This is a genomic window from Pseudomonas brassicacearum, assembly GCF_918698105.1.
GTDB classification, from domain to species: domain Bacteria; phylum Pseudomonadota; class Gammaproteobacteria; order Pseudomonadales; family Pseudomonadaceae; genus Aquipseudomonas; species Aquipseudomonas brassicacearum_F.
This window is the reverse complement of the sequence record NZ_CAKKMI010000071.1, coordinates 1-16,744: the sequence shown is the minus strand read 5'-3', so window position 1 is coordinate 16,744 and position 16,744 is coordinate 1. Positions and strand designations below refer to the sequence as shown.

Sequence of the window (16,744 nt, the reverse complement as noted above, 5' to 3'; positions counted from 1 at the left end):
AAACCCCAAAGGCCCCGCCCAAAAAGCGGGGTTTTTTATTGCCTGGAATTTCTCGATCTAGCGAAACGGCGTAAGTGCCAAGGGATATAACAGTTATAACCGTTCGTTGAAGATGTTTTAAAAACAGTCCTTTACAACGCAAATATGACACTACACTTCAAGTCAAGCGGCATGATCCGCTTCCGGCGGGACCTGGACCGATCCACTGCTGCCAAGCCCACACTCTCCAGGCCCCCGCCCCTTTCACACTTCGAGGGTTTTATGGGTATCGCTGCCAGCGAACTGTGTCGATATGTGATCCGCCCGACGCTCCTCTACCTCGGGCGTCATAGCGCAACTGCGGAATCCTTGTTGCTGGGTATTGCCGCCAGCCAGTCCGCCCTGGGTTCAGCCCTGCATGATCGCCGCGGGCATGGCCTGTATCGCATTACCGAGCCCCGACACCAGGCACTCTGGGATCATTACCTGGCGCTGGACCCGGAACGTGCCAGCCTGGTACGCGGCCTGGCCAGCCAGCACGCCTTTCTCAGCGGCCCGCACCTGGAACTGACCGTCAACCTGCGCTATGCCACCGCCATTGCCTGGCTACTGGTGGAAGAACAGAACATCCCGCTTCCCGACGCCGATGACCTGCTGGGCATGGCCCGCATCTGGCGACAAACCTTTCACCCCCAAGGGCGCCTGCGAGATTTCACCTGCGCCTGGCAAAGCTGTGTTTCACCACTGAATCAGGTCGCTTGCTGAGATGAAATTTTGAAAGTTCCTACAACGGTCGCGAATCTGGTCGGATTGTCCTACAAAACCCCTCTAAATCAAGCGATACAGGCTATAGCGCTTGAACGAAAATGTTGGTAATTTTCGCCCCGGTGATCACCAGGAGTTCTAACAATGAAAAAAATGATGCTCAAAACCACCCTTGGCCTTGCCGTTACCTTGGCATCCACTCAACTTTTCGCCAGCGGCTTTGCCTTGAACGAACAAAGCATCAGTGGCATGGGCACTGGTTTCGCCGGTCGTTCTTCCGTTGCCGATGACGCCAGCACCGTGTTCGGCAACCCTGCCGGCATGTCGCGCCTCAAGCGCCAGCAAGTCACCGGTGGTTTCGCCGCCATTGATGCCTCCACCGATATCGACGATGCCAGCGGCACCCAGTCCGGCACCAACAAGGGCGACATGGTCCCGCTGACCGGCGTTCCGATGGGCTATTACGTCAAGCCTATCGATGATCAATGGGCGTTTGGCCTGGGTGTCTACGCACCGTTTGGCTTGATCACCGATTATGAAAACGGCTTCCAGGGCGGCAACTTCGGTAGCAAGAGCGAAGTGAAGGTCGTCACGTTCCAGCCAACCGTCAGCTATGCCTTCAATGACAAGGTATCGATCGGTTTCGGCCCGACCATCAACCGTATTTCCGGCTCCCTGGAATCGACCCTGACCACACCGCTGTCGCCTAATGACGGCGACGTGAAGATCAAGGGCGACGACATTGGCTATGGCTACAACATCGGCGTGCTGGTCCAGGCGACCGACACCACTCGCGTTGGCCTGACCTACCACTCCAAGGTCAAGTACAAGCTCGAAGGCCACACTGAAGTAAGTCCGGGAGCCGGCACACCTGCCTTCCTGCTCGACAGCGGTCGCTACGACGCCTCGCTGGATATCACGACGCCTGAATCAGTGGACTTTTCGGTCACCCAGCAAATCAATGATGCCTGGACCGTCTACGCCGGTAGCACCTGGACTCGCTGGAGCCGCCTGAAAGAAATTACCGTGAACAATGAAGGTGTGACGGGGCCCCTGGCTCCGAACTTCTTCACCAACATTACCGAAGAGCAAAACTGGCACGACACCTGGGCCTACGCCATCGGTACTTCCTACCAGTTGAACAAACAGTGGGTATTGCGTACCGGCCTGTCGTTCGACCAGGCACCGACCAACAACGCCGACCGCTCGCCACGCATTCCTACTGGCGACCGGACCATCTTCAGCCTCGGTGCCGGCTGGAGCCCAACCGACGACCTGACCATCGACGTGGCTTATTCCTACCTCAAGGAAGAAAAAGTCAACGTCAGCGGCAGCAATGCCCTCGGCCAGTCCTACAACGCCAAGTATGAAAACAGCGCCAACGGTTTCGGTGTCGGCGCAACCTACCGCTTCTGATGTTTCACGGCGAACCTGAACCACTCGCCACCTGAAGCGAAAAAAAGCCCCGCTCTCTGCAAAGAGGCGGGGCTTTTTCGTGGCTGGCAATCAGGGTTTTGAGGCAATGGCCGCTTCTACTGCCTTGATGAAATCGGGATCGTCAGGCTTGATCCGGCTGGAAAAACTGCCTACAACCTTGCCCTGGCGGTCCACCACATACTTGTAGAAATTCCATTTCGGCGCGCCGGCTTGTTCAGCCAGGTGCCTGAACAGCGGTATCGCATCCGCACCGCGCACCGGTTGAGGTTCGGTCATGGTGAAGGTCACGCCGTAATTGACGTAGCAGACCTTGGCCGTTTCAGCGCCGTCCTTGGACTCCTGCTTGAAGTCATTGGACGGCACGCCCAGCACTTGCAGCCCTTGGTCCTTGTAGCGCTGGTTGAGCGCCTCGAGGCCTTTGAATTGCGGGGCGAACCCACAGAAGCTGGCAGTGTTGACCACCACCAGCGGCTTGCCGGCGAAGCGCTGGCACAGATCGATGGTTTCCTTGGCCCGCAGCTTGGGCAACGAACCCTCCAGCAACGGTGGGCAACCGGCGGCCCAGACTTGCCCGGTCACAGCCAGCAACAGGGCGGGAACAGCAAACCAGCGCGTCAACATGTCGATTTTCCTTAAAGGCACGTCAGACCACGACGTTACTCGCAGCGTCCGATGCCGTCCATTGTTCAGCAGTTGCCCATGCCCAGTTGCATCAAGGCCAGCCCGCCCTGATGCCAACCCCACCAGGCGAACGCCAGCAACAGGCCGGCACCGGCAGCGATCAACCACGGGCCGAGGCGACTCATGCTGCACCGGCCTGGGCTTGCAGGCGCGCCACCGGACGTTCACGTACAGGCCAGTTCAACGCCGCCGCCAACAAGCTGAGCAGGATCGACACCTGCCAGATCAAGTCGTAGCTGCCGGTGCGGTCGTACACCACCCCGCCCAACCAACCACCGAGGAACGAGCCCAACTGGTGGAACAGGAACACGATCCCACCCAACATCGAGAGATTTCGTACACCAAACAGGGTCGCCACCGTGCCGTTAGTCAACGGCACCGTCGACAGCCACAGCAAGCCCATCGCCATGCCGAACAGGTACGCCGTCGTGGTGGTCACGGGCAGCCACAGGAACAAACCGATCACCACCGCCCGCACCAGGTACAAACCGGTCAACAGGCGTGGCTTGGACATGCGCCCGCCCAGCCAGCCGGCCGTATAGGTGCCGAAGATATTGAACAGCCCGACCAGGGCCAGCACAGTGGTGCCGACGCTGGCTGGCAGGTGTTGGTCCACCAGGTACGCCGGCAAATGCACGCCAATGAACACCACCTGAAACCCGCAAACGAAAAAGCCAACCGCCAGCAGCCAGAACCCGGAATGACTGCAGGCCTCGCGCAAGGCTTCAGCCAGGGTTTGCTCATGGCCGGCGACCGGCAACGGCGCGTCCTTGAGCATGCTCACCAGCGGCACGATCAACGCCACCAGCAGCCCCAGCGCCAACAACGCCGCCGACCAACCGAGCCAGCCGATCAGCCCCAGCGTACCGGGCAGCATGGCGAACTGGCCGAAGGAACCGGCGGCACTGGCGATACCCATGCCCATGCTGCGTTTTTCCGGCGGCACGGCCCGTCCGACCACACCCAGAATCACCGAGAAAGATGTGCCCGACAGACCGATACCAATCAAAAGGCCCGCGCTCAACGACAAGGACCACGGTGAATCGGCCATGCCCATGAACACCAGGCCCACGGCGTACAGCACACCGCCGATCAGCACTACTTTCGCCGCACCGAAGCGGTCGGCCAGCGCGCCGGTGAACGGCTGCGCCAGGCCCCAGATCAGGTTCTGCAAGGCAATGGCGAAGGCGAATACCTCACGGCCCCAGCCGAACTCGGCACTCATGGGCGCCAGGAACAGGCCAAAGCCATGCCGTACGCCCAGGGACAACGCCAGGATCAGCGCGCTGCCCACCAGGACCCAACCACAGGTACGCCACATCGATGTCATTCTTGTTCTCCGGTCGCGGGTATATACCCACTTATTATCGAACGAACCGGCTTCACGCCAGTTCATCCAGCAAGGCCAGCAAGGTCGCACGCTTTTCGGCGCCCAGCTTATCAATCAGTTTCTGCTGCGCCGCTTCCCAGGCCGGCAACGCCGCCGCCAGCCGGGCCTGCCCCGTTTCAGTGAGCACGACAATGCGGTTGCGCAGGTCGTCACCCTCGGCCAGCGCCACCAATCCTTCGCCCTCCAGCACCCGCAGGTTACGACCCAGGGTGCTGCGGTCCAGGCCCATGGCCTCGGCCAGGGAAGATATGCTCGGCTGGTCCAGGCGCGCCAGGTTGCTCAGCAAAGAATACTGGGCAACGTTGATCCCGAAGCCGTCGAGGGCGCCGTCGTAATACCTGCTGACGCCACGGGCGGCACGACGCAGGTTGATGCACAGACATTGGGAAGGAAGCATGATGCGTGTATATACCCGCGACTGAATGAATGCAAATTTAAATCAACACAGCGCTGTGAGCCAGATCCGGATTCAACTCAACACCAACGCTACCAGAACGGCCACTTCCAGCAGCTCCAGCAAGGCGCCCGCCGTATCCCCGGTGCATCCTTGCAGCCTGCGCAGCATCATCCATCGCAACCCGATGAACACCAGCGCGGCAACCACCAGCATCCACAGCCCGGCCCAGCCCAACAGCAGCAAGCACCCCAGCGCACAGGCCACCAACACCGGCCAACCCGAGGGTCGCGGCAGGTGATCGGCGAGCGCCTGGCCTAACCCACCGGCACGCACGTACGGGGTGGTCAGGAACAGGCCGAGCAATGCGGCACGCCCCAGCACTGGCACGATGAGCAAGGCCAACGTTTGCTCCTGCTCGATCAACGCCAGCAGCGCGGTGAATTTGAGCAGCAACACCAGCACCAGGGTGATCACCGCGATCGGCCCACTGCGCGGGTCCTTCATGATCAGCAGCGTGCGCTCGCGGTCGCCAAAACCACCGAGCCAGGCATCGGCGCTGTCGGCCAGGCCATCGAGGTGCAGGCCGCCGCTGAGCAATACCCACGCGCTCAGCAACAGCGCAGTGTGCAGCAGCAACGGTGTGCCCATCAGCAGGGCATTGAGCAGCCACAGCAATACGCCGAACAACAGCCCCACCACCGGATAGAACAACAGCGAACGGCCCAGCTGTTCAGGCTCAGGCATGCCGGGCAGGCGCACCGGCAGGCTGCTGAGAAACTGCAAGGCGATCCAGAAAGGCAACATCGTCAATCCGCCTCTTTGAGCACTGGCCCTGCCGACACCGACAGGGAAAACAGCGCGCCATGGCCGACGTCGACATTGAGCAATTGCTCCCGAGGCAGGCCCCGGGCCTGGGCCAGCAGCAGGCGCATCACGCCACCATGGCTGACCAGCAAGACCCGCTGGCCGGCATAGGCCGCGTGCAGGCGTTCGACCGCCGCCAGCACGCGGCCGGAAAACGCCAGCATCGGCTCGCCTTCGGGGGGCGTGAAGGCATAGGGATCGGCCCAGAACTGGCCCAGCGCCTCGGCGTCGGCGTCCATCAACGCCGCTGCGCTGCGGCCTTCCCAGGCGCCGAAATGCAGCTCTTGCAGGTCTTTGTCCAACTGTACCGGCACGCCGAGTCGGGCACCCAGCTGCTCGGCGAAACGGGCGCAACGCTGCAACGGCGAGCTGACCAGGCGATCCCAGGGCCCGCCTTGCTCGACAGCCGTGTGCATCTGTTCCCAGCCCTTGGCCGTCAAGGCATCGTCGAGGCTGCCGCGCAAGCCACCGCCCAGCTCGGTTTCGCCGTGACGCAGCAGGTCCAGGCGCAAGGTCATGCCGGGCGATCCGCCACGGCCGCTTCGGCAAATGTCGCCATCTGTCCGTGAAGGTCACAGGCCAGGCGCAACAGCGGCACCGCCAACGCCGCACCACTGCCCTCGCCCAGGCGCAGGCCCAGGTCCAGCAGCGGTTCGGCGCCGAGGGTTTCCAGCACGTGGCGATGGCCCGGTTCGGCGCCGCGATGGCCGAACAGCAACCATGGCCGGCACGCGGGATTGATCCGCACCGCCACCAGGGCCGCGACGCTGCAGATGAAACCATCCACCAGCACCGCGACGCCCTGCTGGGCACTGGCCAGGTACGCACCGACCAACGCGACGATTTCAAAACCGCCGAGATTGAACAGGGTCTGCAGCGGGTCGTGGCCCTGGGCAGCGTGCAGCGCCAGGGCCCGTTCGATCACCTGGGCCTTGCGGCTGACACCCGCCGCATCCAACCCTGTACCCGGCCCGACCAGATGCGCCACTGGGCATTCGAGCAAGGCGCAGGCCAGGGCGCTGGCAGCGGTGGTATTGCCGATGCCCATCTCGCCGCCGATGAACAAGTGCGTCCCCGCCGCGACCGCACGCGCCACGCTGTCGCGTCCGGCGCGCAAGGCCTGCTCGCCCTGGCTCGGAGTCATCGCCGGGCCCTGGGCAAAATTCGCCGTGCCCGGCCCGACGTTCAGGTGCCGTACGCCGGGCAGGTCCAGCGAAGGCGTGACGGTGCCCAGGTCCACCACTTCCAGCGACGCGCCCAGTTGCCGTGCCAGGACGCTGATGGCCGCGCCGCCACTGACGAAGTTGAGCAGCATCTGCCCGGTGACTTCCTGGGGATAGGCCGATACGCCTTCGGCGACCACGCCATGGTCACCGGCAAAGATCGCGATCCATAGCCGGTCGAGGCTCGGTTCGACCTGCCCTTGCAGGCCCGCCAGTTGCACCGCCACCGACTCCAGCCGGCCCAAGGAACCCGCCGGTTTGGTCAATTGTTGCTGACGGGCCGTAGCCTGCTCCAGGGCCTGGGTATCGACGGGCTTGCATGGGTCCAGCCACCAACTGTGATTCATAACGCAGTACCTTTGAGAGTGAGCGGCAGGCCGGCGACGGTCAGCACGACGCGCTGACAACGTTCGGCCAAGGCTTGATGCAGCCAACCGGCTTCATCGACGTAACGGCGCGTCAGCTCGCCCAGCGGCACGACCCCCATGCCGGTTTCGTTGCTGACAAAAATGATCTCCCCGGGCAACGCGGCCAGGCAGCCCAGCAGCGCTTCGCGTTCGGCGTTCAGTTGCTCGGGGTCGTCGAGCATCAGCAGGTTGGTCAGCCACAGGGTCAGGCAATCCACCAGCAGGCATCGCCCGGGGGCGGCGTGTTCCCGCAGCACCCGCGCCAGGGCCAGGGGTTCTTCCACCAGCGCCCAGTCGGCCGGGCGCCGCGCGCGGTGTTGGGCGACCCGCGCGTTCATCTCACCGTCCAGAGGTTGGCTGGTGGCGATGTAGGTCACTGGCAATTGGGAGTCTGTGGCGAGTTTTTCCGCCAGGCGACTCTTGCCGGAGCGGGCGCCGCCGAGGATCAGTTGCAGCATGGTGTTTTACCTTTCAAATGGCGGTGTTGCTGCCGGCCCCATCGCGAGCAAGCTCGCTCCCACAGGGGACTTGTGTATATCCACAAATCCAATGTGGGAGCGAGCTTGCTCGCGAAGGGGCCGGTACAGCCACCTCAAATCCCACAGAGTTCACGCAACAACCGAGTATCCAAATGCTGTTCCACCAGATCCGCCAGCCGCTCGATGTCCCGCTCGCGCAACCCGTGGTAATCCACCGCCTGCACCTCCTGCAACCCGGCCCAACGCAACAACGCGCTACTGGCGGCCGGTGATTCGAACAGCCCATGCAGGTAGGTGCCGAACACCTGCCCGTCGAGACTCTGGGCGCCGTCGCAACGACCGTCCTCCAGATGCACCGCCGGGTTTTCCAGGGCCGGGCCGGTGGTCACGCCCGCGTGAATTTCATAGCCGCTGACCTCAGCCTCCTCCAAGGCCAGTCGCCCGCGCACATTGCGCAATTGCTTCTCGTGTTCCAGCGTCGTTTCGACATCCAGCAGGCCCAGCCCGGCACTGGAACCGGCCGCGCCTTCCAGCCCCGACGGGTCGTGGACCTGCTGGCCGAGCATCTGCAAACCGCCGCAGATACCCAGCAGCTTGCCGCCGTAGCGCAGGTGACGGTTGATCGCCGTTGCCCAACCGTTGGCGCGCAGGTAGGCCAAGTCGCTGCGCACGCTTTTCGAACCGGGCAGGATGATCAGGTCGGCCGGCGGGATAGGCTGGCCGGGGCCGATGAATTGCAAGTCAACCTGCGGGTGCAGGCGCAGTGGATCGAAATCGGTGTGGTTGCTGATGCGCGGCAACACCGGCACCACCACCTTGAGCACCTGTTCAGCCTTGTCGGTCTGGCGCTGGTCGAGGCCATCCTCGGCTTCCAGGTGCAGGTCCATCACGTACGGCAACACGCCGATCACCGGCTTGCCGGTGCGCGCTTCCAGCCAGTCCAGGCCCGGTTGCAGCAAGGCGATGTCGCCGCGAAAACGGTTGATGATGAACCCCTTGACCCGCGCCTGCTCGCTGGGCGAAAGCAGCTCCAGGGTGCCGACCAGATGGGCAAACACTCCGCCACGATTGATATCGGCGATCAGCAGTACCGGACAATCCACCGCCTCGGCAAAGCCCATGTTGGCAATGTCGCCGGCACGCAGGTTGATCTCGGCCGGCGAGCCGGCGCCCTCCACCATCACCACCGGATAGGTCGCGCTCAAGCGCGCGTGGGAGGCCAGCACGGCTTGCATCGCGATGGCTTTGTAATCGTGATAGGCCACGGCGTTCATGGCGGTCACGGCGCGGCCATGAATGATGACCTGGGCGCCGGTGTCGCTGTTGGGCTTGAGCAGCACCGGGTTCATGTCGGTGTGCGGTTCCAGCCCCGCTGCCTGGGCCTGCACCGCCTGGGCGCGGCCGATTTCGCCGCCGTCGGCCGTCACGGCGCTGTTGAGGGCCATGTTCTGCGGTTTGAACGGCACCACGCTCACACCCTGGCGCTGGACCCAGCGGCATAAAGCCGTGACCAAGGTACTTTTGCCGGCATCGGACGTGGTGCCCTGCACCATCACTGTGGTCATTGGGTGTCCTTGGCGTAGGCCTCGAAGGCCTGTTCGAGGCGCAAAAATTCGCTGTCGTCGGCCGGTAGCCCGAAGCGCAGGCTGCTGGTGTTGGTAAACAAGCGCAGGAGGATGCCGCGATGGGCCATGAAATCGTGAAGCCCCAGGGCGCGCTCGGTGACCAGCCACTGGAACAATCCGCAGCCACCCTGCGGCTTGAAGCCGTGGCGTTCGAGCATCAGCGCCAGGCGTTGGCTGGTGGTTTCGCAACGTTGGCGCTGGTATGCGTGGGCATCAGTGTCCAGCAGGCACGCCTGGCCCAGCACCCGGGTCGGCCCGCTGACGACCCACGGCCCGACCTGTTCGGCGAGCAACTTGAGCAAGCGGCGCTCGGCCAATACAAACCCCAGGCGAACCCCGGCCAGGCCAAAGAACTTGCCGAACGAGCGCAGCACAATCAACCCGACCAGATGGGTGTGCGCCGCCAGGCTCAACGCCGGCGTGACGTCCATGAAGGCTTCATCCACCACCAGCCAGCCACCGCGCTGGGCCAGGCGCGCATGCCAGTCCAGCAAGCGCTCGGGCGCAAGGCTCAGGCCCGTGGGGTTGTTCGGATTGACCACCACCAGCACGTCGAGGCTGTCGAGGAAGAAATCCACCTCAGACTCCAGCACTTCACGCACGATGTAGCCGCTGCGGCGCCAGGCTTCGGCGTGCTCGGCGTAACAGGGCGACAAGACCCCGACCTTGCCGGCCCGCCGCAGGCGTGGCAACAGCTGGATGGCCATCTGCGAACCGGCCACCGGCAGCACATCCAACGCGCCGTAATAATCGCAGGCGGCCTGCTCCAAGCCGTCGTCGGTTTCCGGCAGGCGCGCCCAGGCGCGCAGGGGAATCGCCGGGACGTCGAATGGCCAGGGCGCCAGGCCGCTGGACAAGTCGAGCCAATCAGCCTCGGCAATGCCGTATTGCCGAGCTGCGTTGCGCAAGCGGCCACCGTGCTCAAGCATAAAACTCAGCTCCCAGGCAGAGAATCAGCAGCCACAACCATACGCCGCGCTGGACCAATTGCCAGCCGCGATCAATGGCGTCGGCACTCGCCAGCACACCTTCGCCCAGCGCTGGACGTTGGTGCAGTTCGCCGTGATAAACCGCCGCCCCGCCCAGCTCGACACCCAGCGCCCCCGCACCGGCGGCCATCACCGGCCCGGCGTTGGGGCTGTCCCAGGTCGGACCCTGGGTGCGCCAGCACTTGAGCGCCAGGCGGGTTTTGCCGAGCAGCGCGTAGGTCAATGCCACCAGGCGCGCCGGAATGTAATTGAGCCCGTCATCGATTTTTGCCGCCGCCCAACCAAAGCGCTCGAAACGTTCGTTGCGATAACCCCACATGGCGTCGAGGGTATTGCTCAGGCGGTACAACACCACCCCGGGCGCGCCGGCCACGGCGAACCAGAACAACGCGGCGAACACCGCGTCACTGCCATTTTCCAGCACCGACTCGGTGGCGGCGCGGGCCACGGCGGTTTCATCCAGTTCCGCTGTTTCGCGGCTGACCAGGTAGCCGACACGCTTGCGCGCCTCCTCCAGATCACCGCTGCGCAACGCCCGCGCCACCGGCTCGACATGTTCACCGAGGCTGCGCAAGCCGAGGGCACAGTACAAGGCGAGAATCTCCACCAGCCAACCCACCATCGGCGCCCACGACAAGGCCGTGGCGAGCAAGGTCAACGGCACCACGGCGATGATCCACGCCGTCACCCCATGGCTGCGCCAACCGCGCCCGCCGCAATTGAAACGTTGTTCGATGCGATCGGCAAAACCGCCGAACGCCACCAGCGGATGCCAGCGCCGGGGCTCGCCCAGCAGCGCATCCAGCGCCACCGCGGCGGCACTGAGCAACGCCACACTCATGGGCTCACTCCCCAATGGTTTTCATACAGCAGTTCATGGAGCGGACGCGGTTGCGCCCAACCTTCCAGGGCGAGCATCGGCGCCGGATAAAAACCCTCGACCGGGCCCAGGCAGAGGACCGCCAGCGGCTTGGCCCCGGCGGGCAGGCCCAGCAGGTCGGCCAGGGCCTGGGGTTCGAACAGCGACACCCAGCCCATCCCCAGCCCTTCGGCGCGGGAAGCCAGCCACAGGTTCTGGATCGCGCAGGACAACGAGGCCAGGTCCATTTCCGGCAAGGTCCGACGGCCGAAGATGTGCCGCTCGCGATCCTCCATCAATGCCGCCACCAGCACTTCGGCACAGTCGTCGATGCCTTCGACCTTGAGCTTCATGAACTCATCGCTGCGCTCGCCCAGGGCCTCGGCGGTGCGAATGCGTTCCTGCTCCACCAATTCGCGGATCTGCCCACGCAAGGCGCGGTCACTGATGCGGATGAATCGCCACGGTTGCATCAGGCCGACGCTGGGGGCCTGGTGCGCGGCTTCCAGCAAGCGCCGCAGCAAGGCCGGCGCAACCGTGCCGCCGGTGAAGTGGCGCATGTCGCGGCGCTCGGCGATGGCGCGGTAGATGGCGTCGCGTTCGGCTTGGGAGAAAGCGGTGTCTGTCATGGCCTCTTCGCGAGCAGGCTCGCTCCCACATTGGCTAGCGTTGCACTTGAGATCACTGGGTCCCCTGTGGGAGCGAGCTTGCTCGCGATAGCGGTCTCAGGATCCGGCGCAAACAACGCAGCAATCGCCCTGGGATTGGACGGAAAATAAAAATGCACATAAGAAGCCGTCATCCGCCCCTGCCGGAACACCGCTTCCGCCCCACGCCCGCCGTTGGGGCTATGGCCACGGGCAATCGGTTCAAGTTCGGTGCTGGTCAGCGAATGATGATAGGTATGCCCACGCAAGGTGCCTTCCGGCAAGTCCACCGATTGCAGCGCCAGGGCCGCCAAGCGCTTTTGCATCTGCGCATCGCCCGCCAGCAACCCCAGCAGTTCGGCGCGCACGCCTTCAACGTCGGTCAATGAATCCAGCAGATACAACATGCCGCCGCATTCGGCGAGCAACGGTTTATCGGCTTCGTAATGGGCACGGATCGCCGCGAGCATCGGTGCGTTCCGAGCCAGCGCCACGTGATGCAGTTCTGGATAACCGCCAGGCAGATAAAGGCTGTCCGCCTCGGGCAGTTCGCTGTCATGAATCGGCGAAAAGAAGCTCAACTGCGCGCCCATGGCTCGCAGCAGATCAAGGCTCGCGCCATAAGTGAAGGCAAACGCTTCGTCACGGGCCACGGCGATGCGCACCCCGGCGAGCCACGGCTCAACGGCGATGACCTCGGGCGCGGCGAACTCCACCGCTGGCGGCAACGCCACTTCGCAACTACCGGCCAGGGCCTCGGCGGCCGCGTCGAGGCGCACGTCGAGGTCGTTCAATTCACTGGCCTGGACCAACCCGAGATGACGGCTGGGCAATTCGATGCCGGTTTCCCGGGACAGCGCGCCGTACCAGCGCAGGCCTTCGGTCAGGCTGCCTTCGAGCAATTGCGCGTGGCGCAAGGTGCCGACCCGGTTGGCCAGGACTCCGGCGAACGGCAGGTCGGGTTGATAACGCGCCAGGCCCAGAGCCAGGGCGCCGAAGGTCTGGGCCATGGCCGTGCCATCGATCACCGCGAGCACCGGCACGCCGAAATGTCGCGCCAGGTCGGCGCTCGACGGGGTGCCGTCGAACAGCCCCATCACCCCCTCAATGAGGATCAGGTCCGCTTCGGCGGCGGCTTCCCACAACAGTCGGCGACTTTCCTGCTCGCCGACCATCCACATGTCCAATTGATAGACCGGCGCGCCGCTGGCCCGCTCCAGGATCATCGGGTCGAGGAAGTCCGGGCCGCACTTGAAAACGCGCACCTTGCGTCCCTGGTTGCGATGCAACCGAGCCAGCGCCGCGGTGACGGTGGTCTTGCCCTGGCCCGAGGCCGGCGCTGCGATCAGCACCGCCGGACAGTGGCGGCTGGTCATGGCGGGATCGCTCACAGTTCGACGCCTTTCTGCGCCTTGATACCCGCCTGGAACGCGTGCTTGATCATGCCCATTTCAGTCACGGTGTCGGCCAGCTCGATCATCTCGGGCTTGGCGCCGCGACCAGTCACCACCACGTGCTGCATCGGTGGACGGGCCTGCAGATCGCTCAGCACCTGATCGAGGTCGAGGTAGCCGTGCTTGAGGGCAATGTTCAACTCGTCGAGCACCACCAGGCCGATGGACGGATCGCTGAGCAACTGGCGCGATACAGCCCAGGCGGCTTCGGCGGCAGCGATGTCGCGCTGGCGGTCCTGGGTTTCCCAGGTGAAGCCTTCACCCATGACGTGAAAGCGCACCTGCTCCGGGAAGCGACGGAAGAACAGTTCTTCACCGGTGCTGTTGCGCCCCTTGATGAACTGCACCACGCCGCATTGCATGCCGTGGCCCATGGACCGCGCAAGCATGCCGAATGCCGAGCTGCTCTTGCCCTTGCCGTTGCCCGTCAGCACCAGCAACAAACCGCATTCATTCGGCGAGTTGGCGATGCGCTCGTCGATCACGGCTTTCTTGCGCAGCATGCGCGCCAGGTGGCGTTCGTTGCGATCAGACGTGTCGGTGAAGAGGGAGTCGGTCATGGGAAGCCTCCGTTTGGGATTGGATAACGGCGGGCGGGCACAAAAAAAGACGGCAACAAGCCTGGCATCGCCCACCGTGATGCCGTTGGATGAATCAGGCCGGTCTCCGGGCTCATGAGCGGCGTAATGCCTGGCTGCGCGCCTTCCCATGTCATGCGACACAGTGGCTTGAGCACAGCGTTGACTCATTTACCGTTGCGGGGGCAGCGCCGGGTTCGTGTGCACTCACCGGCTTCCCTGTTTCACTCTGTCGACCGCAGCCACAGAGCACCTGAAACAAGCCGCGAAGGTTAGAGGGTTGGGGGTGGAGCGTCAATTAAAGCCGCCTGTCGGGGCAATCATTGGCGCCGATCAATAAAATGACGCCAATCTTGTGTGATTCTGCGGCAAGTGATATCAAAGCGACATTACGACCCGATATCACAAGAACAAGAGGGCAAAACATGCAAGGCATGCTCATCAGCAATCCAAAGCTGGAATTCCTGCGCCCGGTGCTGGAACGTTGGTTTGACTGTATCGACCGCTACAACGCCGTGCGCGGCGATAACGACACGCCCTACTGGTTCGATGAACGGGCCAATCTTGGCTTGCTCGCAGCCGCCGCCTGGATGGCCGAGATGGTCACGCTGCAGAACGCGCCGACCCGCAAGCAGAATGAAGAAGGCGAACGCAACGTCAGCGCCGACCTGTTCATCGCCAGCACCGAGGAGCGCGCCTTCATCCAGGCCACCCAGCGCTGGCCCAAGGTCAACAACCTGAACCTGACCCAGCCGCTGCTGGAAGCCACCAGCGATGCCAAGCGCATCAGCTACGCCAGCGATCTGAAGCTGGGCTGCCTGTTCGTCTCGCCGCAAAAAGCCCAGCAAAGCGCCACGCCCGAAGAATTGCAGGACATGATCGACGACCTGCAGAAGGAAAACACCTGCGCCGTGGCCTGGTACTTCCCTTACGCCTACCGCAAGTTGCGCAACGAAGCCGGGCAGTACCATCCTGGCATTGCAGTGCTGTTCAAGCAGGCCCACGGCTGACTCATTGCACACTAGGAACTGTGGAAGAAACTGTGGGAGCGAGCTTGCTCGCGATTGCGGTGTGCCAGTCAACATCAACGCAGGCTGATACACCGCCATCGCGAGCAAGCTCGCTCCCACACTGGATTTCAGCAGACACACCCCCCCTATACACCACAGGGATCTTGCCTGGTTGACTGGCCTACCCGCGGTTGAACCATCACGCGTCTACGCTCCTCTATGAATAACTACATGCATTCATAGGGAAGCCAGCATGCTCAAGCCACCTCATCTTTTGATCGTCGCCCTTGCCGCCGGGCTTGTCGCTTGTGGCGAGTCGTCCACCCTGCAAGTGTCCGATGGCACCGGCCCTGCGCCAAAACTGCCTGAACCGAACAAGACCCTGGTCCCCACCGTCAACATCGCCGAAGCCATCGGCTGGCCGCAAGGCGCCAAGCCAACACCGGCCCAGGGCCTGCAAGTGGGTGCATTCGCCGAAGGACTGGACCATCCGCGCTGGCTTTATGTGTTGCCCAATGGTGATGTGCTGGTGGCCGAAACCAACGCGCCGCCCAAGCCGGACGACGCCAAGGGCATCCGGGGCTGGGTGATGAAAAAAGTCATGGGCCGCGCCGGTGCCGGCGTGCCCAGCCCCAATCGCATCACCCTGTTGCGCGACGCCAATCACGACGGCATCGCCGAAACCCGCACGGTGTTCCTGGAAAACCTCAATTCACCGTTCGGCATGACCCTGGTCGGCAATGACCTGTACGTGGCCGATACCGACCGGCTGATCCGCTTCCCCTACAAGGACGGTGACACGCAAATCAAGGCGCAGCCGACCAAGGTCGTCGACCTGCCGGGTGGCACTATCAACCATCACTGGACCAAGAACGTGATTGCCAGCCGTGACGGCAGCAAGCTCTACGTCACCACTGGCTCGAACAGCAACGTGGCGGAAAACGGCATGGAGGCCGAAGAAGGTCGCGCCGCCATCTGGGAAGTGGACCGTGCCAGCGGCAATCACCGCATTTTCGCCTCGGGCTTGCGCAACCCCAACGGCCTGGCTTGGGAGCCCCGCAGCGGCGCGCTCTGGACAGCGGTGAACGAGCGCGATGAGATCGGCAGCGACCTGGTGCCGGACTACATCACGTCGGTCAAGGACGGGGCCTTCTATGGCTGGCCCTACAGCTATTATGGGCAGAACGTCGATGTCCGGGTCGAACCACAGAACCCGGCCCTGGTGGCCAAGGCCATCGCCCCGGACTACGCCGTCGGCCCTCACACCGCCTCATTGGGCCTGACCTTCGCCGAGGGCAGCACCTTGCCTGCACCGTTTACCGAAGGCGCTTTCGTCGGCCAACACGGCTCCTGGAACCGCAAGCCCCACAGTGGTTATAAAGTGATTTTCGTACCGTTCAACGGCGGCAAGCCGGTGGGGCAACCCGTGGATGTGCTGACCGGCTTTTTGAACGCCGACGAAAAAGCCCAGGGCCGGCCGGTGGGCGTGGTGATCGACAAGCAAGGTGGCTTGTTGGTGGCTGATGATGTGGGGAACAAGATCTGGCGCGTTTCGAAGAACTAAGGACTGGAACCGAACCGTGGCGAGGGAGTGGCCGCCGCGTCTTCGACGCTGCGCTGTCGCGCAGGGAACAAGGCCCTGTGGCGAGCAATGCTGTTCACTTAAGGATGTGGAACTTTAGTTTCGACCGATTGGATTGGGTACATATCCGTTGCTGCGGTCACGGCGGCTTAGGGTTCCGCCCTGACGGCGGCTCACTTTTGAAAAGCGCAAAAGTAAGCAAAACGCTTTTGCCCCACCACTCGGCACCTCGCTTAGGCTCGGTGTGCCCTCACTCCGGCATTGCTCCGTGGGCCGCCGCGAAGGGCCATCCATGGCCCAGCGCGGCTATCCCGGCATCCATGCCGGGATGCCCACTCCACAATGCCTGCGTTCGGCCATCGTGGTTAACGGGGCGCC

At 63.4% G+C, this 16,744-nt stretch carries 17 protein-coding genes and 1 riboswitch; of the genes, 4 read left to right on the top strand and 13 right to left on the bottom strand.

Annotation, left to right across the window (positions count from 1 at the left end):
- The first annotated feature begins 261 nt into the window (after positions 1–261).
- A complete protein-coding gene (locus LQ215_RS23100; protein WP_230152733.1) occupies positions 262–744 on the top strand; it encodes a hypothetical protein in 483 nt (160 codons plus the stop codon).
- A gap of 144 nt (positions 745–888) precedes the next feature.
- On the top strand, positions 889–2,160 hold the full coding sequence (locus LQ215_RS23095; RefSeq protein WP_230152732.1) for an OmpP1/FadL family transporter: 1,272 nt from the start codon (positions 889–891) through the stop codon (positions 2,158–2,160).
- A 90-nt stretch (positions 2,161–2,250) separates the two neighbouring features.
- Here the strand turns inward: LQ215_RS23095 and LQ215_RS23090 are convergent, their stop codons facing one another.
- The 13 genes from LQ215_RS23090 to cobO all read right to left on the bottom strand — a co-directional run bounded on the left by LQ215_RS23090 (position 2,251) and on the right by cobO (position 13,756).
- A complete protein-coding gene (locus LQ215_RS23090; RefSeq protein ID WP_230152731.1) occupies positions 2,251–2,802 on the bottom strand; it encodes a glutathione peroxidase in 552 nt (183 codons plus the stop codon).
- 181 nt (positions 2,803–2,983) lie between these two features.
- On the bottom strand, positions 2,984–4,192 hold the full coding sequence (locus tag LQ215_RS23085; RefSeq protein WP_230152730.1) for an MFS transporter: 1,209 nt from the start codon (positions 4,190–4,192) through the stop codon (positions 2,984–2,986).
- 52 nt (positions 4,193–4,244) lie between these two features.
- Entirely contained in the window at positions 4,245–4,649 is a 405-nt protein-coding gene (locus LQ215_RS23080) for a MarR family winged helix-turn-helix transcriptional regulator (RefSeq protein ID WP_003204618.1), read from the bottom strand.
- A 72-nt stretch (positions 4,650–4,721) separates the two neighbouring features.
- A complete protein-coding gene (locus LQ215_RS23075) occupies positions 4,722–5,453 on the bottom strand; it encodes an adenosylcobinamide-GDP ribazoletransferase (RefSeq protein WP_230152729.1) in 732 nt (243 codons plus the stop codon).
- A 2-nt stretch (positions 5,454–5,455) separates the two neighbouring features.
- A complete protein-coding gene (gene cobC, locus LQ215_RS23070; protein ID WP_230152728.1) occupies positions 5,456–6,031 on the bottom strand; it encodes an alpha-ribazole phosphatase family protein in 576 nt (191 codons plus the stop codon).
- A complete protein-coding gene (gene cobT, locus LQ215_RS23065) occupies positions 6,028–7,083 on the bottom strand; it encodes a nicotinate-nucleotide--dimethylbenzimidazole phosphoribosyltransferase (RefSeq protein WP_230152727.1) in 1,056 nt (351 codons plus the stop codon). Before cobT ends, cobC begins: the two co-directional genes overlap by 4 nt.
- Positions 7,080–7,601, bottom strand: coding sequence for a bifunctional adenosylcobinamide kinase/adenosylcobinamide-phosphate guanylyltransferase (cobU, locus tag LQ215_RS23060; protein ID WP_230152726.1), 522 nt, complete (start codon positions 7,599–7,601; stop codon positions 7,080–7,082). The genes cobT and cobU overlap by 4 nt, the downstream gene beginning before the upstream one ends.
- Positions 7,602–7,735: 134 nt before the next feature.
- The gene (locus tag LQ215_RS23055; RefSeq protein WP_230152725.1) at positions 7,736–9,187 is read right to left on the bottom strand and encodes a cobyric acid synthase; all 1,452 of its coding nucleotides are present in this window, start codon (positions 9,185–9,187) and stop codon (positions 7,736–7,738) included.
- Entirely contained in the window at positions 9,184–10,176 is a 993-nt protein-coding gene (gene cobD, locus LQ215_RS23050) for a threonine-phosphate decarboxylase CobD (protein WP_230152724.1), read from the bottom strand. The genes LQ215_RS23055 and cobD overlap by 4 nt, the downstream gene beginning before the upstream one ends.
- Entirely contained in the window at positions 10,169–11,077 is a 909-nt protein-coding gene (cbiB, locus tag LQ215_RS23045; protein ID WP_230152723.1) for an adenosylcobinamide-phosphate synthase CbiB, read from the bottom strand. The genes cobD and cbiB overlap by 8 nt, the downstream gene beginning before the upstream one ends.
- The gene (gene bluB, locus LQ215_RS23040) at positions 11,074–11,724 is read right to left on the bottom strand and encodes a 5,6-dimethylbenzimidazole synthase (RefSeq protein WP_230152722.1); all 651 of its coding nucleotides are present in this window, start codon (positions 11,722–11,724) and stop codon (positions 11,074–11,076) included. The genes cbiB and bluB overlap by 4 nt, the downstream gene beginning before the upstream one ends.
- The gene (locus LQ215_RS23035; protein ID WP_230152740.1) at positions 11,721–13,118 is read right to left on the bottom strand and encodes a cobyrinate a,c-diamide synthase; all 1,398 of its coding nucleotides are present in this window, start codon (positions 13,116–13,118) and stop codon (positions 11,721–11,723) included. The genes bluB and LQ215_RS23035 overlap by 4 nt, the downstream gene beginning before the upstream one ends.
- A gap of 11 nt (positions 13,119–13,129) precedes the next feature.
- Complete coding sequence (cobO, locus tag LQ215_RS23030; protein WP_003204642.1) at positions 13,130–13,756, bottom strand: cob(I)yrinic acid a,c-diamide adenosyltransferase; 627 nt, start codon at positions 13,754–13,756, stop codon at positions 13,130–13,132.
- A gap of 80 nt (positions 13,757–13,836) precedes the next feature.
- Positions 13,837–14,046, bottom strand: a riboswitch (cobalamin riboswitch).
- Positions 14,047–14,199: 153 nt separating this feature from the next.
- On the opposite strand from cobO, the gene LQ215_RS23025 reads away from it, so the two are divergent.
- Positions 14,200–14,784: a hypothetical protein gene (locus LQ215_RS23025; RefSeq protein WP_230152721.1), complete on the top strand. Its 585-nt coding sequence runs from the start codon at positions 14,200–14,202 to the stop codon at positions 14,782–14,784.
- A 253-nt stretch (positions 14,785–15,037) separates the two neighbouring features.
- Entirely contained in the window at positions 15,038–16,348 is a 1,311-nt protein-coding gene (locus tag LQ215_RS23020; RefSeq protein ID WP_230152720.1) for a PQQ-dependent sugar dehydrogenase, read from the top strand.
- Positions 16,349–16,744 lie beyond the last annotated feature (396 nt).